Source organism: Shewanella sp. SG41-3 (assembly GCF_014164545.1).
GTDB classification, from domain to species: Bacteria; Pseudomonadota; Gammaproteobacteria; order Enterobacterales; family Shewanellaceae; genus Shewanella; species Shewanella vesiculosa.
The window spans coordinates 549,061-572,405 of the sequence record NZ_JACJFJ010000003.1 but is presented as its reverse complement, the minus strand read 5'-3'; the positions used below and the strand labels follow the sequence as shown (position 1 = coordinate 572,405).

13 protein-coding genes are annotated in these 23,345 nt (G+C 42.0%); 9 read left to right on the top strand and 4 right to left on the bottom strand.

Annotation, left to right across the window (positions count from 1 at the left end; genetic code table 11):
- Position 1: 1 nt before the first annotated feature.
- Positions 2-430 (bottom strand): prepilin-type N-terminal cleavage/methylation domain-containing protein, encoded by a 429-nt coding sequence (locus tag H5164_RS08460; protein ID WP_220492671.1) that lies wholly within the window; start codon positions 428-430, stop codon positions 2-4.
- An 852-nt stretch (positions 431-1,282) separates the two neighbouring features.
- On the bottom strand, positions 1,283-2,161 hold the full coding sequence (nadC, locus tag H5164_RS08455) for a carboxylating nicotinate-nucleotide diphosphorylase (protein ID WP_182755603.1): 879 nt from the start codon (positions 2,159-2,161) through the stop codon (positions 1,283-1,285).
- 207 nt (positions 2,162-2,368) lie between these two features.
- Here nadC and ampD point away from each other — a divergent pair, with 207 nt between their 5' ends.
- The 8 genes from ampD (at position 2,369) to H5164_RS08415 (ending at position 18,512) form a co-directional block, all read left to right on the top strand.
- Positions 2,369-2,923 carry a 1,6-anhydro-N-acetylmuramyl-L-alanine amidase AmpD gene (gene ampD, locus H5164_RS08450; RefSeq protein ID WP_182755601.1) on the top strand — a complete coding sequence of 185 codons (555 nt, stop codon included), beginning with the start codon at positions 2,369-2,371 and terminating at the stop codon, positions 2,921-2,923.
- Positions 2,924-3,043: 120 nt separating this feature from the next.
- Positions 3,044-3,895 (top strand): beta-lactamase regulator AmpE, encoded by an 852-nt coding sequence (ampE, locus tag H5164_RS08445; RefSeq protein WP_182755599.1) that lies wholly within the window; start codon positions 3,044-3,046, stop codon positions 3,893-3,895.
- Positions 3,896-4,217: 322 nt separating this feature from the next.
- Positions 4,218-4,970 carry a pyruvate dehydrogenase complex transcriptional repressor PdhR gene (pdhR, locus tag H5164_RS08440; protein ID WP_124015348.1) on the top strand — a complete coding sequence of 251 codons (753 nt, stop codon included), beginning with the start codon at positions 4,218-4,220 and terminating at the stop codon, positions 4,968-4,970.
- A gap of 69 nt (positions 4,971-5,039) precedes the next feature.
- Positions 5,040-7,706, top strand: a complete 2,667-nt coding sequence (aceE, locus tag H5164_RS08435; protein ID WP_182723559.1) for a pyruvate dehydrogenase (acetyl-transferring), homodimeric type — start codon at positions 5,040-5,042, stop codon at positions 7,704-7,706.
- 11 nt (positions 7,707-7,717) lie between these two features.
- Entirely contained in the window at positions 7,718-9,715 is a 1,998-nt protein-coding gene (gene aceF / locus H5164_RS08430; RefSeq protein WP_182755597.1) for a dihydrolipoyllysine-residue acetyltransferase, read from the top strand.
- A gap of 200 nt (positions 9,716-9,915) precedes the next feature.
- Positions 9,916-11,349, top strand: coding sequence for a dihydrolipoyl dehydrogenase (gene lpdA, locus H5164_RS08425; protein WP_124015345.1), 1,434 nt, complete (start codon positions 9,916-9,918; stop codon positions 11,347-11,349).
- 327 nt (positions 11,350-11,676) lie between these two features.
- The gene (locus H5164_RS08420) at positions 11,677-16,140 is read left to right on the top strand and encodes an EAL domain-containing protein (RefSeq protein WP_182755595.1); all 4,464 of its coding nucleotides are present in this window, start codon (positions 11,677-11,679) and stop codon (positions 16,138-16,140) included.
- A gap of 107 nt (positions 16,141-16,247) precedes the next feature.
- The gene (locus H5164_RS08415) at positions 16,248-18,512 is read left to right on the top strand and encodes a patatin-like phospholipase family protein (protein ID WP_182755593.1); all 2,265 of its coding nucleotides are present in this window, start codon (positions 16,248-16,250) and stop codon (positions 18,510-18,512) included.
- 136 nt (positions 18,513-18,648) lie between these two features.
- Here the strand turns inward: H5164_RS08415 and hxpB are convergent, their stop codons facing one another.
- Positions 18,649-19,341: a hexitol phosphatase HxpB gene (hxpB, locus tag H5164_RS08410; RefSeq protein WP_310736178.1), complete on the bottom strand. Its 693-nt coding sequence runs from the start codon at positions 19,339-19,341 to the stop codon at positions 18,649-18,651.
- Positions 19,342-19,743: 402 nt separating this feature from the next.
- Between hxpB and acnB the strand changes: the two genes are divergently transcribed.
- A complete protein-coding gene (acnB, locus tag H5164_RS08405) occupies positions 19,744-22,341 on the top strand; it encodes a bifunctional aconitate hydratase 2/2-methylisocitrate dehydratase (protein ID WP_124015341.1) in 2,598 nt (865 codons plus the stop codon).
- A 126-nt stretch (positions 22,342-22,467) separates the two neighbouring features.
- Here the strand turns inward: acnB and H5164_RS08400 are convergent, their stop codons facing one another.
- Positions 22,468-23,094 carry a DUF5677 domain-containing protein gene (locus tag H5164_RS08400; RefSeq protein ID WP_182755589.1) on the bottom strand — a complete coding sequence of 209 codons (627 nt, stop codon included), beginning with the start codon at positions 23,092-23,094 and terminating at the stop codon, positions 22,468-22,470.
- Between the last annotated feature and the right edge of the window lie 251 nt (positions 23,095-23,345).

Below are 23,345 nucleotides of genomic sequence, written 5' to 3'. Positions count from 1 at the left end.
ATTATTTACAAAATCCTGCGGCTTTACATGTTCCTGTTTGAACCCATGTAATATTTCCTGCTGCTGCAGTCCCTGTTAGAAGATTTGTATATCCTCCTGCTGCAGCAGTTCCAGTACCTGTGAGCACTATTGTTGTCGCTGTAGCTGTAGAGGTGAAACTTGCTAAATTAGGAGTTGCAACAGGAACCGCCGGGACACCATTCGAGCCAGCTGCACAATTTGCTGTCAATCCTTGTTCATGAAAACAAACTGTTGCAGCAGTTTTCATGCCATCGGAAGCTGTATTAACTTCCGCAAAACGGGCTTTTTGTGTGTACTGCTGATATGCAGGCAATGCGATTGCAGCAAGGATACCGATGATCGCTACTACGATCATTAATTCGATAAGGGTGAAACCCTTAGCGTTTTTGATTTGATTGATACTTTTCATTTTCTCTCCGTAAAATAGGCTAGGGTAGTATCAGTCCTCGATAACTGCTACTTAGTCTAGTCTTCAAGTTAAATGCTTAAATATAGAAACTAAGTGTAGTAGTTGGCAGTCCATTTGCCTAAAACCGTAAAGCACAATTGTGTGGTGCTAGATATCAGATACTAGTTGACCACGATTTTTTATAGAGCCAATATTGCTTGCGTTACCAAGGGTTAACTCAATTTATACTGTGTGGTGCTCGGAGGCACAAAACACTGTATAGATAATAACCTTGTCAACTGCAAATAATGTTAGCAGATTGTTTACTTAAATGGCATTTCGGCTGAGCGATAAACATAGAGCGAATACGTAAATGTTAGTAAGTTACAGGGCATTTGCTGAGCTATATAGCAATGGTTATACAAATCTCTATACAACTCGTTATAAATGCAAATGTTAACAACTTACTAATAATGTAACGTGTTTTGCAATCTAATGATTATCGTGCATGGCCGAAAGGCCAACTCGCCTACAATGAACGTTAGTATAAACCGTTACAAAATGGAATAGTATTAATGGATTAATAAAAAATAAATGTCTAAAAATGCTCTGATTTCACATTTCCCGTACATAATACGATAATTTATTTTTTGACAGATTAGGTTGAGGAATGTTTTTTTGACAAAAATGCAACAATGTCGTTTTGTTGACGTTTCTTGATGGCGGATGTGACAGATTTATCGCTAAGCTAAAAGCCTAGGTTCTAGAACGCTGCGCTGTTAGATGCTATAAAATCTTAGCAGCAAAGCTGTCCCTAGAAGCGCAGCGACCTAGCAGGACGCCGTCCGCTCTAGAACCTAGAAAATATAAGGGTTAAGCCTTTAATCGCAAAGACAAATCTAACGCTTTTACATGTTTAGTCAGTGCGCCGACGGAAATATAATCGACTCCGGTTTGGGCGAAAGTGGCTAGGGTGTCTAAAGTGACATTGCCAGAGACTTCTAATTTAGCGCCATTGCCTTGGTCTTTATAGCGATTATTCATGCTGACAGCGTCGACCATCATGGTGACGTCAAAATTGTCGAGCATAATGATATCAGCTCCGCCATCAAGCGCTTGGGTGAGCTCCTCAAGTGACTCAACTTCCACTTCTACCGGTTTAGTGCCGTCTAACGCACGTGCTGCGGTAATCGCTTGTGAGATGCCACCGCAAGCCATAATATGGTTTTCTTTAATTAAGAATGCATCGAACAAACCAATACGATGGTTTTTGCCACCGCCGCAGGTGACTGCGTATTTTTGGGCTGTGCGCAGGCCTGGAATGGTTTTGCGGGTATCGAGTAACTGAGTATGGGTACCCACAAGCTTATTCACGTACAACTTGGTTAAGCTAGCGACACCTGACAAGGTTTGAATGAAGTTCATTGCCGTACGTTCGCCAGTTAAAATAGCGCGTGCAGGGCCTGAGAGTTCACATAGTAATTGATTAGCGACAATCAAATCACCGTCATCAACATGCCAATGCAGTACCACTTCACTGCCCAGTTGATTGAATACTTGTTCTGCCCATGCTTTGCCGCAAAAGACACCATCTTCGCGGGTGATTAACGCGCCGGAAACGTGTTTATCTGCCGGAATAAGTTGTGCGGTAATATCTGCATTAAGCATGTCATTAACGGTATTGTGGGCTGTGTGACCTAAGTCTTCATCAAGTGCGGTTTGCACCGCATGACGGATATCGTTTTCTAACATAAGCAAAGTCCTTGCTAAAGATCGTGATAAGGCTAAACAGTATCCGCATTGGGCGGAGTGTTTGTTACAGAAAGCATTTGTTAAAGATTACCATAACTTGGCTATATACTGACACTATCAAGCTGGCAATTTTCAGCCTTGGTATTGCTGTTTTATACGGTTAAATTTACATTGGAACTGCTGATATCTTTATGTTTAAGGGGTGATATGCCAAAAGGCTTATTAGAACAAGGTTGGTTAGCTAGCGCGAGAAAATGTATTTCGCCGCATTTTAATGCTCGGCCTGATAATGAGGTGAGCTTATTGGTGATCCACAATATTAGCTTACCAGCGGGCTGTTTTGGTTTAGGACATATTGATGGGCTATTTCAAGGTTGCCTAGATATTAATGTTGATGAAAGCTTTACAGCATTGGCTGGCTTGCAAGTGTCGGCGCATTTTTTAATTCGCCGCGATGGTGAGGTGGTGCAGTATGTAAGTTGTGATGACAGAGCATGGCATGCTGGCGTGTCTGAGCACAATGGCCGCAAGGGGTGTAACGATTTTGCCCTGGGTATTGAGCTAGAAGGTACAGACAGTAGTGGCTATACCGACCAACAATACCAGCAATTAATACTGTTAACATTGGAGTTAATGGCGCAGTATCCTATGCTTAACGTAAATAATATTGTTGGCCATTGCGATATTGCTCCTGGACGCAAAACTGATCCCGGGTTCAGTTTTGATTGGCATCGATATAAGCAGGCCATCGCAGGTAATTGAGGCCTAACCTTGTAGACTAGTTTTTGAGAGAGTCGTTGTTGGGGAACCGCTATCACCTTTCCTACTAAAGCAGCGCTTCTAATGATGACAGCAACAACGCAATAAATTAAAAGGATATTCATGGCATTATTTTCATTATTAGTGGCAATTCTTGTAGAGCGTTTGAAGCTTTTGCCAAGCAGTTGGCAGTTCGATACTGTGATGATGCGTTACCAAAAACAGTTTTGGGATAGCCAATCGCTTAAATCGGAATTTGGCGTAGCGGTGGCGCTGGTGTTGCCGGCTGTATCAGTCTTTTTGATAAGTGTGCTTCTTGATGGCATTTTATTTGATTTATTGAGCTTATTATTTTGGGTGCTAATATCGATTATTTGTTTTAGTCACCAAACATTACGTATTGTATTTAAACAGTATATTCAAGCGGCATGCCGCGGTGATGTTCAAGCTTGTTACCGTTACGCTAGCGAGTTGGACTCTACCGAGTGCTTGGATGTGGTAGATGAACAGGATTTAGGCCGTAAAGTGGGCCAAACCGTGGCGTGGATTAATTACCGTTATTACGGCGCCGTTGCCTTGTACTTGATATTTTTAGGCCCCGTTGGTGCAATATTATATTGTAGCGTGCGTTTTTATAGTGAGTACAACAGTAAAAATAAGCTTGAAATGCCTTTGATTGATCATTTGCAGATGCTATTTGACTGGTTACCAAGTAGGGTATTTAGTTTTGGTTATGTATTAAGCGGCCAGTTCAGTGCTGGGTTAAGTGCTTGGCGACAATATGGCTTAAGTGTCAAAACGGATGCTAAAACCATTGTCACCTATACGGCTGTGGCCGCGGAGTCTTTACCTGAAGCGGGCAATGCACCCTTGAGTGTGCAATCTACATTGGCATTGCTGGCATTAAGTAAGCGTAATTTTGTATTGTTATTAACCATGGTTTCGGTACTAACCATTTTTGGGTTGGTTAGTTAGCTTGTCTAGAGTCTAGGGCGCTACGCTGCTAGGGCGGACTGTGTCCTGCTAGGGTTGCTTTGATGCTAGGACAGCTTCTCTGCTGAGATTTTATAGCCTCTAGCAGCGTAGCGCTCTAGTTTCTAGGACTTTCGGATAAATGGTCTGACCCCTTGAGGATAAATTTACGTTATCCTCTGGGCTTGAGCGTTTTAAACAAACCTGTGTTCTTTGTCGGTATGCTGATAACTAGACATGGCTTGTATGATTTGATAAAGTGCGCTCTCTCATATTAATTGGTAAGACCAATTGACAATTGCTTGTTTAGGGAGCAGGGCGCCAGATGGCTTATATTAAGATTAACCAGCCAAAAATTTCTGATGTGATCATGGAGCAATTAGAGCGGATGATCCTAGAAGGCAGTATACAGCCGGGTCAGAAGCTACCTCCTGAACGCGAACTCGCGGTGCAATTTGAAGTGTCTCGTCCTTCTCTACGTGAAGCGATTCAAAAATTAGAAGCTAAAGGGTTGCTCATGCGTCGTCAAGGCGGTGGCACCTATGTTAAAGAACAACTGTGGCAAAGTCTTGCCGATCCTATCGTTGAGTTAATGCATAACGATTCTGAAAGTCAGTATGACTTACTCGAATTCCGTCACGCTACTGAAGGCATGATGGCGTATTTTGCTGCCTTGCGTGGCACAGATGCGGATATGCAAAACATTAAAAACCGTATTAATGAAGTTGAAACCGCAACGGAAGTAGAAGCGCAGGCCGATGCCATTGTGCGTTTTTATCGTGCGGTCGCTGAGGCATCGCACAATGTTGCTATGCTGCATTTAGTATTAAGTTTAACCCCTGTGCTGCATAAAAATGTTGCACAAAATCTGGAACTTTTAAGCCGACGCGAAGAAGCTTCCACCATGGCAAATGATCACAGACGCGCGTTACTGGCTGCGATTGTACGCCGGGACCCAGACGCTGCACGTGAAGCTTCGAACGAGCACTTAAGCTATATCGAAGAAGTCATGTTGTCAGTAAGAAAAGAAGACAGTCGGTTGCAACGTAGTTTGCGCCGTTTAAAGAGCGGCGTTTAACTGAGTTGTTGTGTCAACAAGCAGCAACTAAAGCCGAAATATAATCCGTATATAGAGAAGGACTGCGAGATGTCTGAAGATATGCTTCAAGATTTAGACCCATCAGAAACCCAAGAGTGGGTTGATGCTCTGCAAGCTGTGCTAGAGCAAGAAGGGCCTGAACGTGCACACTTTTTACTTGAAAAATTAATCGACAAAGCGCGTCGTAACGGTACTCACTTACCTTACAATGCGACCACTGCTTACTTAAACACTATTCCTGCAGGCCAAGAGCCAAACATGCCAGGTAACCAAGAAATGGAACGCCGTATTCGGGCGATTATCCGTTGGAATGCCTTGGCAATGGTGTTACGTGGTTCTAAAAAAGATTTAGAGCTTGGTGGCCACATTTCAAGTTTCGCGTCTAGCGCGACAATTTACGATGTGTGTTTTAACCATTTTTTCCGTGCTCCTAATGAGCAAGATGGTGGTGACTTGGTGTATTTCCAAGGTCATATCGCACCTGGTATTTATGCGCGTTCTTTCCTTGAAGGTCGTATTACTGAAGAGCAAATGGCTAACTTCCGTCAAGAAGTCGATGGCAAAGGCCTTTCTTCGTACCCGCATCCTAAGTTAATGCCGACTTACTGGCAGTTCCCGACGGTATCTATGGGTCTAGGTCCTATTCAAGCCATTTACCAAGCGCGTTATTTGAAGTACTTGACTGACCGTGGTTTAAAAGATTGTTCAAAGCAAACTGTTTACTGTTTCTTAGGTGACGGTGAGTGTGATGAGCCAGAAGCATTAGGTGCTATCGGTTTAGCAGCCCGTGAAGAATTAGATAACTTAGTCTTCATCGTTAACTGTAACTTACAGCGTCTTGATGGTCCTGTTCGTGGCAACGGTAAGATTATCCAAGAACTTGAAGGCGAATTCCGCGGCGCAGGCTGGGAAGTGGTTAAAGTGATTTGGGGTCGTTATTGGGATCCATTATTGGCCCGTGATACCAGTGGTAAGTTATTACAGTTAATGGAAGAAACCGTAGACGGTGAATACCAGAACTGTAAAGCCAAAGGTGGCGCGTACACCCGTGAGCATTTCTTTGGTAAGTACCCTGAAACTGCTGAAATGGTTGCTAATATGTCAGATGATGACATTTGGCGCCTAAACCGTGGTGGTCATGATCCTGTTAAAGTTTACGCTGCGCTTGAACATGCACAGAAAACCAAAGGCCGTCCAACGGTTATCTTAGCTAAAACCGTTAAAGGTTATGGTTTAGGTGATGCTGGTGAAGGTAAAAACATCGCTCACAACGTGAAGAAGATGGGCGCTGAATCTATCCGTTATTTCCGTGATCGTTTCAATATTCCGATCCCAGATGACCAGTTAGAAGATCTGCCTTTCTATCATCCAGGTCCAGACTCTGAAGAAGTAAAATACTTGAAGAGTCGTCGTGAAGCATTGTTAGGTTATTTACCGCAACGTCGTGAAAAATTCACTGAAGAGCTAGAAGTGCCTTCACTGAAAATCTTTGACTCGATTTTAAAAGGCTCAAACGGCCGTGAAATCTCGTCAACAATGGCATTTGTTCGGGTATTAACCGCCTTGTTAAAAGACAAAGGCATTGGCAAACGTATTGTGCCAATTATTCCTGATGAAGCTCGTACTTTCGGTATGGAAGGTTTATTCCGTCAAGTGGGTATTTATGCTCACGAAGGCCAAAAATACATTCCACAAGATTCTGACCAAGTTGCTTACTATCGTGAAGATAAAACCGGTCAAGTATTACAAGAAGGGATTAACGAATTAGGCGCCATGTCATCTTGGGTATCAGCTGCAACCAGCTACTCAGTAAACGACATGCCAACGATTCCGTTCTACATCTACTACTCTATGTTTGGTTTCCAACGTATTGGTGACATGGCATGGGCTGCTGGCGACATGCGCGCTCGTGGTTTCTTAGTCGGTGGTACTTCTGGCCGTACAACCTTGAATGGTGAAGGTTTACAGCATCAAGATGGCCACAGCCATGTATTGGCGAACACTATTCCAAACTGTATTTCTTACGATCCAACTTACGGTTATGAAATTGCCGTGGTAGTACAAGATGGTATTCGTCGTATGTATGGCGAAAATCAAGAAGATATCTTCTATTACCTAACCACAATGAACGAAAACTATGTTCAGCCAGAAATGCCAGCCGGTGCCGAAGAAGGTATTGTTAAAGGTATTTATAAGCTGGAGTCTGTTGCCGGTAGTGGTAAAGGTAAAGTACAGCTAATGGGTTGTGGCACCATTTTAGAAGAAGTTCGTAAAGCGGCTAAAGCCCTTGCGAAAGACTTTGGTGTTAGTGCTGATGTGTTCAGTGTGACGAGCTTTAACGAGCTAACGCGCGACGGCCAAACGGTTGAACGTTGGAATATGCTTCACCCAACAGCAAAACCTAAGCAAGCGTACATCAGCCAAATATTATCTGCAGATGCACCAGCCATTGCTGCTACCGATTACATGAAGATTTACGGCGAGCAATTACGTGCTTTTGTACCAACTGATTATAAAGTACTAGGTACTGATGGTTTTGGTCGCAGCGACAGCCGTGCAAACTTACGTCATCACTTTGAAGTTGATGCTAAGTTCATCGTTATTGCGGCGCTGAAGTCACTTGTTGAGCGTAATGAAATGCCTGTTGATGTGCTGACTAAAGCCATCGCTGAATATGGCATTGATGCTGACAAGATCAATCCACAGTTCGCGTAAGGGGATACAAAATGGCTGATTTAAAGGAAGTTTTGGTTCCTAATATCGATACTGATGCAGTGCAGGTTATTGAAATTTGTGCCGCAGTGGGTGATTTTCTTGAAAAAGAAGCATCAATCATTACAGTTGAAAGCGATAAGGCAACCATGGACATTCCAGCACCTTTTGCTGGTACCTTGGCAGAGTTAAAAATTGCTGTCGGTGATACCGTGTCTGAAGGCACGTTAATCGCGATGATGAGCGCAGCCGATGCTGCGCCTGCTAAAGAAGAAGCCGCTGCGCCAGCGCCAAAAGCTGAAGCGCCGGTGGCTCAAGCTGCAGCACCTGCAACAGTGACGCCAGTTGCTGCGTCAAGTGCTGGCAGTGCAGAAGTGATTGAAGTTAACGTACCTGATATTGGTGGCGACACAGATGTGTCTGTTATCGAAGTATTAGTTGCTGTTGGCGATAGCATTGATGTTGATACTGGGTTGATTACCTTAGAAACTGATAAAGCCACCATGGACGTACCTTCGCCAAAAGCGGGTGTAGTTAAAGAGATTAAAGTGGCCGTTGGCGACAAGGTATCTGAAGGTTCATTGGTGATTATGTTAGAAGTTGCTGGCTCTGCTTCTGCAGCAGCACCTTCAGCACCGGCACCACAAGCTGCTGCACCAGTTGAGCAAGCGGCTCCAGCACAAGCAGCAACTTCTGCTACGACAACTCAGGTACAAGAAATTCATGTTCCTGACATTGGCGATGCTAGTGATGTGGATATTATTGAAGTGCTAGTGTCTGTGGGTGATGACATCACTGCTGATCAAGGCTTAATTACCCTTGAAACAGATAAAGCGACCATGGAAGTGCCTGCACCTTTTGCCGGTAAATTAGTGTCGTTAACCGTTAAAGTGGGCGATAAAGTATCTCAAGGTAGCTTAATTGCCACTATTGAAACGACTAGCTCTGCGCCAGCAGCACAAGCAGCTCCAGCTCCTGCTGAGTCTGCACCTGCTGCATCAGCACCAGCACCCATGGCTGCAAGCCGCCCATCAACTCCACCTGTGCCACATCATCCGAGTGCAAGCGTGACAGCATCAACGGGTGTTGTGCATGCTTCACCTGCGGTACGTCGCTTAGCGCGTGAGTTTGGTGTAGATTTAACTAAGGTGTCTGGTACTGGTCGTAAAGCACGTATTTTGAAAGAAGACGTGCAAGCGTTTGTGAAATACGAGTTGTCACGCCCTAAAGCTACAGCATCAACATCTGTTTCGGGTGGTGCTGGTGGCTTAAACGTGATTGCTGCGCCTAAGGTTGATTTCAGTAAGTTTGGTGAAGTGGAAGAAATACCACTAAGCCGTATCCAGAAAATCTCTGGTCCTAACTTACATCGCAATTGGGTTACGATTCCACATGTTACTCAGTTTGATGAAGCTGATATCACTGATATGGAAGCATTCCGTAAGCAACAGAATGACCTTGCTGCGAAGAAAAAAGCTGATTATAAGATCACGCCATTAGTGTTCATGATGAAAGCGGTTGCCAAAGCATTAGCTGAGTTCCCTGTGTTTAACTCAAGCTTAAGTAGTGATGGTGAGTCACTTATTCAGAAGAAATACTTCCACATTGGTGTTGCCGTTGATACTCCGAACGGCTTAATGGTTCCTGTTGTTCGTGATGTTGATAAGAAAGGCATTGTTGAATTGTCGCGTGAATTAACCGACATTTCTATCCGTGCGCGTGACGGCAAGTTGAAGTCTGCTGATATGCAAGGTAGCTGTTTTACCATTTCAAGTTTAGGTGGCATTGGCGGTACGGCATTTACGCCGATTGTTAACTATCCAGACGTGGCCATTTTAGGTGTATCAAAATCTGAAATTAAACCAAAGTGGAATGGAAAAGAGTTTGAACCTAAATTAATGTTGCCTTTATCGCTTTCATACGACCATCGTGTTATTGATGGTGCTATGGCTGCACGCTTTAGTGTCACCTTGTCTGCGATACTTTCAGACATTCGTACATTGATTTTATAAGCATAAAGGTCGCTCATATGAGCGACCTTTTTATTGTGATCGGTTTCAAACAAATTGATTTGAGTATAAAATGCGCCCATCCCAATTTTTTAGTTCGCAATTGAAAGGAAATTGGACGTGAAACGTAAGTTTCAAGCTGGCGACATCGACATTTGGGCCGATCCGTCTTTCACACGGAATGAACAAGATTAGAGGAAATCATGAGTAACGAAATCAAAACTCAAGTAGTCGTACTAGGAGCAGGCCCAGCAGGTTATTCTGCGGCGTTTCGTGCTGCTGACTTAGGCTTAGACACCATAATTGTTGAGCGTTTCAGTACCCTTGGTGGTGTGTGTCTAAACGTTGGTTGTATTCCTTCAAAAGCACTATTGCACGTAGCAAAAGTCATTGAAGAAGCCAAAATTGTTGCTGACCATGGTGTGGTTTTTGGTGAGCCAAAGATTGATTTAGACAAATTACGTAGCTTTAAAAATAAAGTCATTAGCCAATTAACAGGCGGTTTAGGCGGAATGTCTAAAATGCGTAAAGTTGATGTGGTTAATGGTTTTGGTAAATTTACCGGCCCTAACAGCTTAGAAGTGACTGCTGAAGATGGTACTGTGACTGTTGTTCAGTTTGAACAAGCCATTATTGCAGCGGGTTCACGTCCAATTAAATTACCGTTTATTCCACATGAAGACCCACGTATTTGGGACTCAACTGACGCACTTGAACTGAAAGAAGTGCCTGGTAAGTTGCTTGTTATGGGTGGTGGTATTATTGGTCTAGAAATGGGTACTGTGTATTCATCTTTAGGCAGCGAAATTGACGTGGTTGAAATGTTCGATCAAGTTATTCCTGCTGCAGATAAAGACGTAGTTCGCGTTTTCACTAAGCAAATTAAGAAGAAGTTTAACCTTATTCTTGAAACTAAAGTGACCGCAGTTGACGCGAAAGATGATGGTATCTACGTGACAATGGAAGGCAAGAATGCGCCGACAGAACCTGTACGTTACGATGCTGTTTTAGTCGCAATTGGTCGTTCACCTAATGGTAAGTCTTTAGCTGCTGAAAAAGCAGGTGTGAATGTTGATGAACGTGGCTTTATTAACGTTGATAAGCAGTTACGTACTAACGTACCGCATATTTATGCTATCGGCGATATCGTTGGTCAACCTATGTTGGCTCATAAAGGTGTGCATGAAGGTCATGTTGCTGCGGAAGTGATTTCGGGCATGAAGCACTACTTCGACCCTAAAGTGATCCCATCAATTGCTTATACTAATCCTGAAGTAGCATGGGTCGGTCTAACTGAGAAAGAAGCGAAAGAGCAAGGTATTGCTTACGAAACTGCGACTTTCCCTTGGGCTGCAAGTGGCCGTGCAATCGCTTCAGATTGCAGTGAAGGTATGACTAAGCTAATTTTCGACAAAGAGACTCATCGCGTGATCGGTGGTGCTATTGTTGGATCTAACGGCGGTGAATTATTAGGTGAAATTGGCCTAGCAATTGAAATGGGTTGTGATGCTGAAGATATCGCATTAACGATTCATGCTCACCCAACATTGCATGAGTCTGTAGGCTTAGCAGCTGAAATGTATGAAGGTTCAATTACTGACTTACCTAACCCTAAAGCGGTTAAGAAAAAGAAGTAATCTAAACTGATACTGAACAGCACAAGGCACTCCTCTTTAGGGGTGCTTTTTTTTACCTGTAATTTGATTTTTTAAGCTAGCATTAGCGGAGCATATTACTTTTTTTAAACATATAATTATAAAAAAGTAATATTGTTTATAAAGCGTTGTCAAAATGTGTTAAAAATAATGCATAGATGTACATGTCATTATTTCCTCTCAATGTAGAAAGTTATACTGTTTCTTTTATCTACAGCGTGACTAAACAAGAATATCAGTTTGTATCGGTTTAGGGGACGCTATAACGATGAGTATCAATATTATCTTTTTGAGGTATAGGCTTAATTTATGATCAGAGCGGTAATTTTTGGGGCTGTTAGTCTGATTCTGTGTTCGTTAGCCGCTGCATCTGTGAGTGCCGCAGATATTGTTCAGCGAGTCTTTAATGCGCAAGATGGTTTAGCTAATGCCACGATTCAAGATATTAGCTTTGACCATTATGGATTTGTTTGGCTGGCGACTCAGCAAGGTCTGTACCGGGTGAGTAACAGTAAAGTTCGACGCATCGATAAAGTCGGTTTTGATTCAGTTCTGGATGACGAGTTCATTTCTACTGTGGTTAACTCTGGTCAAGATCATTTACTGGTTGGCACCAATTCATCGTTATATTTATACAGTATTTTAGATAATCACTTTAGTTTGATCCTTAGGCCTGAAGATAATGATGCAACCAATATCAATAACAGTATTCACGTTGCGGCCACTCAGCGTCAGCTTGATGGGCGCTTACTCATATTGGCCTTTTCAGGGCAGGTTTATTATTTTGATGACATCACTCAGCAACTTTCCTTATCCCCAAGCCATACATTAGATCGCAATTTGCCTTGGCGAAATGCGCTTGAGTTACATAATACTAATTATTTGTTTTCGACTAATCATGAGGTACAGCTTCATCATGCCGATGGGACTTTCATTGGGCAATTTCCATGGTCTGATAAAAATGGCACCATTAATAAGTTGTTTCAAGATAAACAACAACGAGTATGGATGTTGACATCAAAAGGAGTCTTTAAGCTTAATATTGAATCGCTTACAGTACAGGCTGTAGCAGAGATCCCTTATTATGTTGAGCAAATGGAGCAAGATCTTAACGGTGATTTATGGATTTCAAGTCGAGCAGGATTGATTTTTTGGAGTCAAGAAAACAATAAGTTAATTATATACCGTGACGAACTTAAGCAACGTGCAAATATAGATTACATCCATGATATGGCAGTCGATGCCGATGGTTTGTTATGGATTGGTGGCTCTGGAGATGGTCTTGCGGTCATTGCCGGTAAGCCTAGTTTTTTAATTGATGATTATTCTAAAAAGCCGCCTTATCAGCTTGATAATGAAATGGTGTGGTCGATATACAGTGAGGGTGACACTGTCTGGTTAGGTACTGATGGTGGTTTGTCAGTAGTGAATACCCATGACCAAACATCAATTATGCTGATCCCTAAGGGTTTTGAACTTAATGACAGTATTTATAAAATTAGTTCCCTAGATGAGCAGCACCTTGTTTTAGCGACGACCAGCGGCTTATATGTGGTCAATAAATTAACTAATATTAGTTCTCGCTTTGCTGATTGGAGTGGTGGCAAAACGTCGCTGGTTGATCGCGTAATCATTAATATTTATCGTGATAAATTGTTTAGTGATGTCATTTGGTTTGCGACTACGAAAGGCTTGTATTATTGGCAAGATGGTAAAGATGATCTGACGCTACAAGAGCTCAATGACGGTCAGCAATCACTGACTAATGCTCGCTATAGTGCCCTATTAAGAGATACTGAACATCATCTATGGTTAGCTGGAAATAAACATTTTGGCTATTTAACCACAGAGGGTGAATATGTTTCTAAATTAAATCTATTTGCCAATTTTACTATTCTTCCAACGATTACCAGTGTTATGCAAGTGGCGCCAAGTGTGCTCTGGTTTGGTTCATCCCAACAAGGTATTTATCAATACAATACGCAAACTAATAAGATAATCTCACTGGATCAACAGTGGAAAATAGATTGTAAAGTGGTGTACTTTTTACAGGATACTGCAACCGATCATATTGTTGGCTGTGCCAGTGCCATTATTAAGATAAATAAGGCGACAGGTAAAGTCAGTTCGTTTAGTCATAAAGACGGTTTTATTTCCGATGAATTTAATGAGTCGGCAAAATTTTATGATCCTGCTAAAGGCTTTTTTGTCGGTACCCCTGATGGCGCTATGCTCATCGATCTTGATAAGTTAGCGCCGCGAACGGTCAATGATAAGGCGATACTTGAATCTGTATCTGTATTTTATGACGATAAAACAGCGGTTTATCTTATTCCAAGCCAGTTATCGCAAGTTGAACCAGGTGCGAGCCTAATTAGCTTCCAAATAGCCATACTGGATTACCTTGACGATAAACCCATGACCATCCAATATCGTTTGGTTGAGAATGGCTCCGATGCGGGAAATTATGTGTTACTGGAAGGGCAGTCACAAATTAATATTACCGGTTTAAGTGCTGGGGAATATGTGCTTGAACTCTTGTATAAAAAAAATGGTGTGTGGACGAGTGAGCCATTTCAATATCGATTTACGGTAAAGCAGTTTTGGTGGCGATCACAACAATTTAAAGGTGCATTAATACTGATCATATTGCTAACTGGATTGGCCATATTGATCTTTAGGCAGCGACAGGTTAGCCGCTTTAAACAAATGAATACTGCATTACTGCAAAGTGATGATCGCTTACGCCAGGCTCTAAAAGGTAGCGATTCAGATTTATGGCAATGGCATGAGCATACTCGAATGTTTTCATTAGACAATCGCGGTGGTGTACTGGGACCTGAGCCTCATATCGACATAAAGCTAGAAGACATTCCCATTCATCAAGATGATATTGAGCAGATTTCCAAAGCCTGGAATGAGTTGATCACATGTGCAACAGACGTGATTGACATCGAGTATCGCTATCACAATCAATATGATCAGCAATGGCATTGGCTGCGAATTAAAGGTCGTGCCACTGATGTCGATCACAGTGGTGGAAAGTTAATACATGTTGCTGGTATGTATACCGATATTACCCAACAAAGAGCGCTTGAAAGTGAGGTCAATTTATTAGCTCAAGCGTTTGAAAATACCTCAGAGGGTATGCTGATCTTAGATAGCGATAAGCACATCAAAATTAGCAATGCTGCGGCCAATTTAATTCTTGCAGCTCAAAAGAGCGATTTAGTCGGAAAACCGTTTGCCAAATTAGTGTTTGAGACGCTAGAACCTTTCGACATGGATGATGTGTTTGACAAGGAGGGCTTTTGGACTGGAGAGTGTGAGTTTAATTGTAACGATGGTAGCCGATGTCCGGTATGGATAAATATCTCGACAATGTTCAACGTGAGCGGCTCTGCATTACATTATGTGGTGGTATTTTCAGATATCACTGAGCGCAAACATAACGAACTCCATCTGCGCCGTTTAGCCAACAATGACATGTTAACTGGCTTAGCGAATCGGGCGATGTTTTCTCGCCGTCTGGGACAAGTCATAGAAACAGCAAAGCAGCATCATGAAAACTTAGCACTGTTATTTTTAGATTTGGACAGATTTAAACATGTGAATGACTCTTATGGCCACAGTATGGGTGATGCCTTATTGGTTGAAGCCGCAAGTCGGTTACAGTCTTGCTTGTCTGAAGAACATTTGTTGTGTCGTTTTGGTGGCGATGAATTTGTTATTTTGCTGCGTGATGCCAAAGACGTCGATACCATCAACCACATAGCCAAACAACTGTTACAACAAATAGAAATGCCATTTAAATTATACGGTCGGGAATTTTTCATTTCGACTAGTATAGGCATCAGTATGTGGTCTGATGATGACCAAACCCCCGAAACCTTGATTAAAAATGCTGATTTAGCCATGTATCACGCTAAAGAAGAGGGACGAGGTAATTTTCAATATTATTCCGCGGAGCGAAATGCTGAAGCCTTATACCATTTACGCTTAGAAGCTGATTTACATCAAGCGATACTTTGCAATGAGTTTGAGCTGTATTATCAGCCGCAGATTGATGTGAATAAGCATAATAGTATTGTCGGCGTTGAAGCCTTGATCCGTTGGAAACACCCAAAAGATGGCATGATCCGGCCTGATGTGTTTATTGGGATAGCCGAATCTTGTGGCCTCATCGTGGAAATTGATCGCTGGGTGCTCACTCAAGCTTGTCTCGACGGCGCGAGCTGGCATCAGCAGTACCAAAGTAAAATAAAAGTGTCGGTTAACGTGTCGGCAATGCATTTTAGGCAGCCAGACTTTATCGACTTTTTAACTGCGACATTACATAAAACTGGCATGCCTGCAAAATATTTGTCGGTAGAAATTACTGAAGGTGTATTGATGAAAGAAGTCGATATTGCCAGCCAACATTTACTCGCGTTAAAGCAGTTAGGCATTGATGTTGCGATCGATGATTTTGGCACCGGTTATTCTTCGCTCGCGTATTTGCGTTCATTCCAAGTCAATATTCTGAAAATTGATCGCTCATTTTTAATCCATATTGACACCCATCAAGCTGACCAAGCTATTGTAAGCAGTGTGATTGAATTAGCACGAAATCTCTCGCTTGAAGTCATTGCTGAAGGTGTTGAAACCGCTGAGCAACTTGCACAAGTTGCTCAACGAGGCTGCCATATTATTCAGGGCTATTATTTTGCCAAGCCGATGCCCAAAGCTGATCTTGAACAAGATATTAAGCGACAAATGAGCATTGAACACTAATGGGTTCTCTGTGATACCACTATCATTCTATAGCGGCTATCCATTTGTATGGCTATTGGTTAAATGTTGTTAGAATGCGTTGTTTTTACTTACTTTCGGAATGATTTATGCAATCAACCTTACGCCTTAACTTATTAATATGGTTTTTGGCTAGCAGTATGTGCCTTTGCCTGGCGGTGCAACCTGCCTATGCAGCAAAAAAAGCGCCTAAAGAAAGGCCCACAATTGGCTTAGTGCTCAGTGGTGGCGGAGCCAAGGGCGCTGCACATATTGGTGTGTTGAAAGTACTTGAAAAATATCATATTCCTGTTGATTACATTGCGGGTACCAGTATTGGTGCCTATGTTGCTGGCATGTATGCATTAGGCTATAACGCCGACCAAATTGAAAAAATTATGCTCAGTGGAGAATGGTCTAAAGGCTACTCAGACACTATTCCGCGCGATAAATTAAGCTACCGTGATAAACAGCAACGTGATCAGTTTAATATTCCACTCACAGTGGGCTATAACAATAACAGTTTAACTTCTCCTAGTGGTTTGTTACGTGGCCAAAGTATGTCGCAATTATTGCGCCACTCGACGGGTTTAGTTGAGCAGTTTGGTGATTTTGATGAACTTGCGATTCCCTATCGAGCAGTGGCGACGGATTTAGCCACCAGTGAAGCCGTGGTGTTATCTAGCGGCAGTGTTGTGCAAGCAATGCAAGCATCGGCAACGGTACCTGGTGCATTGCAACCAGCATTGATTAATGGCCGCTTATTAGTTGATGGTGGCATTGCCAATAATATGCCGATTGATGTGGTCAAAGCCATGGGTGCAGACATCATCATAGCTGTTGATATCGGTTCGCCATTAACTAAGCAAGAAAACTTAGACAGCACCATTGCTGTATTAGAGCAGCTATCAACTATGTTGACTCAAGCTAGCACTGCACGACAAAAAACCTTGCTGACATCGAGCGATATCTTAATTCGTCCTGCCATTGATAATTTAAGTACCACTGATTTTTCAATTATGCCATTGGCACTTAAATTAGGTGAAGATGCCGCTAAGTTAGAATTAGTAAAGTTACAACCTCTTGGCATTAGTGAACAAGATTACTTAGCCTATCAAGCAAGTAAATTACAACAAAGTTTACTGTGGAACGACCCGCTTAAAAAACCCATTTATAAAATTGCTTTTGATAATCAATCAAAAGTCAGTGAGAAATTACTGCGTGAGCGTTTAGGGATCTCTGAAGGTATTATTCTGAGTAAAGAGGAACTCGATTCTGCTCTAAATCGGGTGTACTCACTGAATAAATTTGAGCGTGTTGATGCTGAGTTTGAAGATGTTGATCAAGGGCGAATACTGACCATTACCACTAAGGCCAAATCATGGGGACCAAACTATTTTCAAGCGGGATTTAATTGGGAAGATGATTTCACCTTAGATTCGGCGATTACCTTAAGTTTGGCGTATACCATGACTGACTTAACTGAAAATGGTGGTGAGTGGCGTAACGAATTAGAACTTGGCTTTAAAAAGCGCGTGGCGACTGAGTTTTATCAACCCTTAGATCGTGATCAAACATTTTACAGCTTAGCGAGATTTCAATATGAAATGAAAAACTGGGATCTATACGATCAAGATATCCGTTATTTTCAACTCGAGAATAAAGTCGCACAAATTGTATTAGGTATTGGTTATAACTTTAATTCTGATGGCATTATGGAATTTGGTGTTATCGCCGAAGATGGCCGTGTTACCAGTGAATTTGGCTTGGTTGATTCAATTAATTTCCATTCAACCGGCGGCTATTTTAAGGTTGCCTACGATAATCTCAACAGCATTAGTTTCCCAACAGAAGGCAATAGACTGACCTTTACCAGCTATTTAAGAGATGAGTCATATAAAGGCTTAAGCAATGTCAGTAATACTGACAGCGATGATTTAGCCTGGCAATTTGAGGCCGATTGGAAAGGCGCATTAAAGCTCGGTAATCATGCCATTGTGGGTAAAATGGAATTGGCAACCACCCAGAATGATGGCGACTTTACTTTGCATGTTGCCGATTTAGGAGGTTTCTTAAACTTATCTGGTTTCCGCAAAGATACCTTGGTCGGCGCCCATAAAGTCTTTGGTGCTGTGATTTACCAATACGATCTTGGCCGCGATGTGCTGATCACCGATTTGCCTTTGTACTTAGGCACTAGCCTTGAAGCTGGTAATGCATGGTTTAATCGTGATGATGTCGATTTAGGTGATTTGATTTTCGGTAGTAGTTTGTATTTAGGTACCGATACCGATTGGGGACCCGCGGCATTAGGTTTCGGTTTTAATGACAGTGGCCAGTCTGCATTTTATTTATTTGTCGGCAAAAACTTTTAGGCAGTTATTATTCAATCTAAGCCAAAAACTTAGAGGCTAGAGGCTAGAGGCTATACAAGCTAACAGCCTAGAAGCTAGGACACTGCAGATGCTATTAAATCTTAGCAGTGTCCCTAGTAGCGCAGCGACCTATAACCTAGCAGGACGTAGTCCGCTCTAGCAGCGCAGCGACCTTGTTAAGTAATGCGGGTAATAATCCTGCGTGCGCCAATTGATGATGCGCAATAACCCATTTGGTTTGCGTCGCAGTGTGAGGCGCAGGAATTGCCACCGTTTGCATACTGGCAGCACGGGCAGCAATTAAGCCATTAAATGAATCTTCAATCGCAATACATTGGCTTGGTGCTATGCCCAAGCCTTTAGCACAATTCAAATATACCTCGGGATGAGGCTTACCATAGTCTAAATTTTCAGCCGACTCTATAGCATCAAAATAATGACTTATGGCGAGTTTATGCAGCACTGCTTCGATAATTAATGACGATGAAGAGGTGGCTAAACCTATTTTAAGCCCTAAACGTTTGCACGCATCTAGCGACTCAATCACACCTAACATGGGGTGACCATGTGCGTTTATTTGGCTTACTACTTCATTAACTATGGTATTCGCCGTCGCTGTATTGTCGTAATTTGGCCATGGAAAACGTTGGTGCCAATAGCTAACAACATGATCAATGCGCAAGCCTGTGGTTTGCTCCACGTCTTCAAGGCTGAGGTTAAGCCCAAAACTATTCAGCACAGTTTGCTCAGCTAACTGCCAAGCGGGTTCGGAATCAATTAAAATTCCATCCATATCAAAAATAACGGCTTTTATTTGAGTAGACACAATTCAGACTCCATAAACAGCATAACCTTAAGCGCTAATTATTGCTTTGATGCTGTTATGGCGCAATCAAAATAGACTTTTTAAAAAATATTTCATTTAAAAAACAAGATATCTTTTTGTATATAGTTTAATCAGCGGGTACCGCATAAGCTAATGTATTTAAATATTTTTTTAGCTGTTTCAAACTATTGTCTAATTTTAATTTATTGAACTTGGGTTTAAATTGATTTTTAGGTTGATAAATCGCATTGATTTCATACCTCTGGTAGTGTGAGCTGATTCATACTTTTATAAAGCTGTAGTATACTGGTGGTCGGATTTCAAGCCCGAACCAGTGGAATTATCAGCGTAATCATAATGACGCTGAGTTTCGCCGTTAGGCGTCAAACAAAGAGGAATGTTGCCGTGCTAGAAGCATATCGTAAACACGTCGCAGAACGTGCTGCAGAGGGTGTAGTCCCTAAGCCATTAGATGCACAACAAGTGGCTGAACTGGTTAAGTTAATTGAAACACCTCCAGCAGGTGAAGAGGCATTCGTCCTCGACTTGCTCGAAAATCGTATTCCACCAGGAGTAGATGAAGCCGCTTATGTTAAAGCCGCTTTCCTTGATGCAGTCGCTAAAGGCACTGTGTCATCTCCTATTTTAAGCGCAGAACACGCTGTTAAACTGCTTGGCACTATGCAAGGCGGTTACAATATTGAGCCGTTAATTGACCAACTAGATAATGCAGCATTAGCACCTCTATCGGTTACCGCACTTTCAAATACATTGTTGATGTTTGATTCATACCACGATGTTGTTGAAAAAATGCAAGCGGGTAATGATTTTGCTAAGCAGGTTGTTGAGGCTTGGGCTAATGCAGATTGGTTCTTAAACCGTCCAAAAATGGCTGACAAAGTCACCTTAACAGTGTTTAAAGTGTCTGGTGAAACCAACACTGATGATTTGTCTCCTGCGCCAGATGCATGGTCTCGTCCAGATATTCCACTACACGCATTAGCAATGCTAAAAAATGCCCGTGACGGTATTGTGCCTGATCAATCAGGTGTAGTGGGTCCAATCAAAGAAATCGAAGCGTTAAAAGGTAAAGGTCATCCTTTAGTTTACGTTGGTGATGTGGTTGGTACGGGTTCTTCACGTAAATCTGCCACTAACTCAGTGTTATGGTTTATGGGTGATGATATTCCTTATGTGCCTAACAAGCGTGCTGGTGGCTTCTGTTTAGGTAACAAAATTGCGCCAATTTTCTTCAACACTATGGAAGATGCGGGTGCATTACCGATCGAACTAAACGTTGATCAAATGGATACTGGTGATGTGATCGATATCTACCCTTATGAAGGTGTAGTTAAGCGTCACGGCACTGATGAAGTTATCTCTACATTTGAGCTTAAAACCGAAGTATTGTTAGATGAAGTTCGTGCTGGTGGTCGTATTCCGTTGATCATTGGTCGCGGCCTTACTGACCGTGCGCGTGAAACCTTAGGACTTGAAGCATCAAAAGTGTTTGTTCGTCCACAAGACATCGCCGCTTCTAACAATGGCTATACTTTAGCTCAGAAAATGGTTGGTAAAGCATGTGGCGTATCAGGCGTTCGTCCTGGCCAATACTGCGAACCTAAGATGACCTCTGTCGGTTCACAAGACACTACCGGTCCTATGACACGTGATGAGTTAAAAGACTTAGCATGTTTAGGCTTTAGTGCTGATTTAACCATGCAGTCATTCTGTCACACTGCCGCTTATCCAAAGCCAGTTGATGTTACCACTCACCACACACTCCCAGATTTCATTATGAACCGTGGTGGTGTTGCTTTACGTCCAGGTGACGGGGTTATTCACTCTTGGTTAAACCGTATGTTGTTACCCGATACCGTAGGTACTGGTGGTGATTCACATACTCGTTTCCCTATTGGTATTTCGTTCCCAGCAGGTTCTGGTCTAGTAGCATTTGCTGCAGCAACAGGTGTTATGCCTCTTGATATGCCTGAATCAGTGCTAGTTCGCTTTAAAGGCGAAATGCAACCTGGCATTACCTTACGTGATTTAGTCCACGCTATCCCACTAAAAGCAATTGAAATGGGTCTGCTAACGGTTGAGAAGAAAGGCAAAATCAACGCTTTCTCTGGCCGCGTATTAGAAATTGAAGGTCTTGAAAAACTTAAAGTTGAACAAGCATTCGAATTATCTGATGCATCTGCTGAGCGTTCAGCGGCAGGTTGTAGCATTAAGCTAGACAAAGAGCCAATCATTGAATATCTAACCTCTAACATCGTAATGTTAAAGTGGATGATTGCAGAAGGTTATGGCGATCGTCGTACGATTGAACGTCGTATTACTGCGATGCAAGAATGGATTGCTAACCCACAGTTGATGGAAGCAGATAAAGATGCAGAATATGCTGAAATTATCGAAATCAACCTAAACGACATCAAAGAGCCAATCCTTTGTGCACCAAACGATCCTGATGATGCAGTATTATTATCAAGCGTTGCACAAACTAAGATTGACGAAGTGTTTGTGGGTTCTTGTATGACTAACATCGGCCACTTCCGTGCTACCGGTAAGATGTTAGAAAAGTTTGCTACCACGCTACCAACTCGTTTATGGATTGCACCACCGACTAAGATGGACCGCGATCAATTAACGGAAGAAGGTTACTACTCAATTTTCGGTCGTGTTGGTGCTCGCATCGAGATCCCTGGTTGTTCTCTATGTATGGGTAACCAAGCACGTGTTGCAGAAGGTGCGACTGTCGTATCAACGTCTACACGTAACTTCCCTAACCGTTTAGGTACTGGCGCAAACGTATACTTAGCATCTGCTGAGTTAGCAGCAGTAGCCGCGTTATTGGGTCGCCTACCTTCAGTTGAAGAGTATCAAGAATACGCCAAAGAATTAGATGCAACAGCAGCTGATACTTACCGTTACTTGAACTTCGACCAAATCGATTCTTACACTAAGAAAGCCGACAGCGTGATTTTCCAAGCCGCAGTTTAAGCTTAAACTAGTTAACAATTGATCAAAAATGCCAGCAGAAATGCTGGCATTTTTATTTGGATGGCAGAATTTTTTTTATTATTGAATAGACTTATACCATTAGACATCTAATAAAAGTAATACTGATTAATATTGGGAATTATTTTCAATATTTAAAGCAAACTCTGTGAGTTTAATACTAAAGTGAATTACAATTTTATGGACTATTTTTAAGTAATTATTTTCCTTACTTATTTCGTTATACAAGTTAATTTTTAATGATGAAGGATGAATTAGTTTTGAGCAAAGCTTATAAACAGCCAGATAATCATTTAGATAACCATACTTATCTGCTAGATTTCTGACTTGAAATGGGCTTTTCGATTCATAATTGCTTTCTTCGAGAGCCTTGTCCTTAAGCTGCTGCATATTTTCTAGTATAGAAGTATCAAGTCCATTAGATTGAAATAAAGTAACAAAGCCTTTGTTAATGTCTGTAGAATCTTTGTGTGACTGTCCAACCCAGCAGTTTAACGCTTCTTCATCTTCATAAATATGTCGTAAAATTAAGTATAGTTCGAATATATTTCGTGTATGTAAACTACATGCGGTTAGGTCGTCAATTTTACTGATTAGATCATCAAGTTCTACAGCGGAAGCTCTCAATATTGAATAGAATGCTTGATTGAAAGTTGTGTGTTGATAGGGCTTGGTTTTATTTGCTAAGGCATTTATCTGATTTAAGCATAAATTCAAGTTATCTAAATTAGTCAATTTATCCCTTTAAAATGTCGAATACTGTAGTGAATAATAATTATAGTGCATTATTTTTTATATTAAGTAGATAATAATTTTGTATATATTATCAGGTCTTATTAAGCAACCCTGCGGAAAGTTAACATTAAAGCCGCTCCAAACGACTTATTAATTACATTAATATAAGTTCAAAACTTCATTTTAACTAATTGCCTGCCGCAGGCTATCGTGCAGATAATCCAGCGAGACGCCGCAAGCACTTCCATGTG

Coding starts and splice junctions, on each gene's coding strand:
- ampD (WP_182755601.1), top strand. CDS start 2,369: ATGCCAAAAGGCTTATTAGAACAAGGTTGGTTAGCTAGCGCGAGAAAA.
- H5164_RS08420 (WP_182755595.1), top strand. CDS start 11,677: ATGATCAGAGCGGTAATTTTTGGGGCTGTTAGTCTGATTCTGTGTTCG.
- H5164_RS08415 (WP_182755593.1), top strand. CDS start 16,248: ATGCAATCAACCTTACGCCTTAACTTATTAATATGGTTTTTGGCTAGC.
- aceE (WP_182723559.1), top strand. CDS start 5,040: ATGTCTGAAGATATGCTTCAAGATTTAGACCCATCAGAAACCCAAGAG.
- nadC (WP_182755603.1), bottom strand. CDS start 2,161: ATGTTAGAAAACGATATCCGTCATGCGGTGCAAACCGCACTTGATGAA.
- pdhR (WP_124015348.1), top strand. CDS start 4,218: ATGGCTTATATTAAGATTAACCAGCCAAAAATTTCTGATGTGATCATG.
- ampE (WP_182755599.1), top strand. CDS start 3,044: ATGGCATTATTTTCATTATTAGTGGCAATTCTTGTAGAGCGTTTGAAG.
- lpdA (WP_124015345.1), top strand. CDS start 9,916: ATGAGTAACGAAATCAAAACTCAAGTAGTCGTACTAGGAGCAGGCCCA.
- aceF (WP_182755597.1), top strand. CDS start 7,718: ATGGCTGATTTAAAGGAAGTTTTGGTTCCTAATATCGATACTGATGCA.
- H5164_RS08460 (WP_220492671.1), bottom strand. CDS start 430: ATGAAAAGTATCAATCAAATCAAAAACGCTAAGGGTTTCACCCTTATC.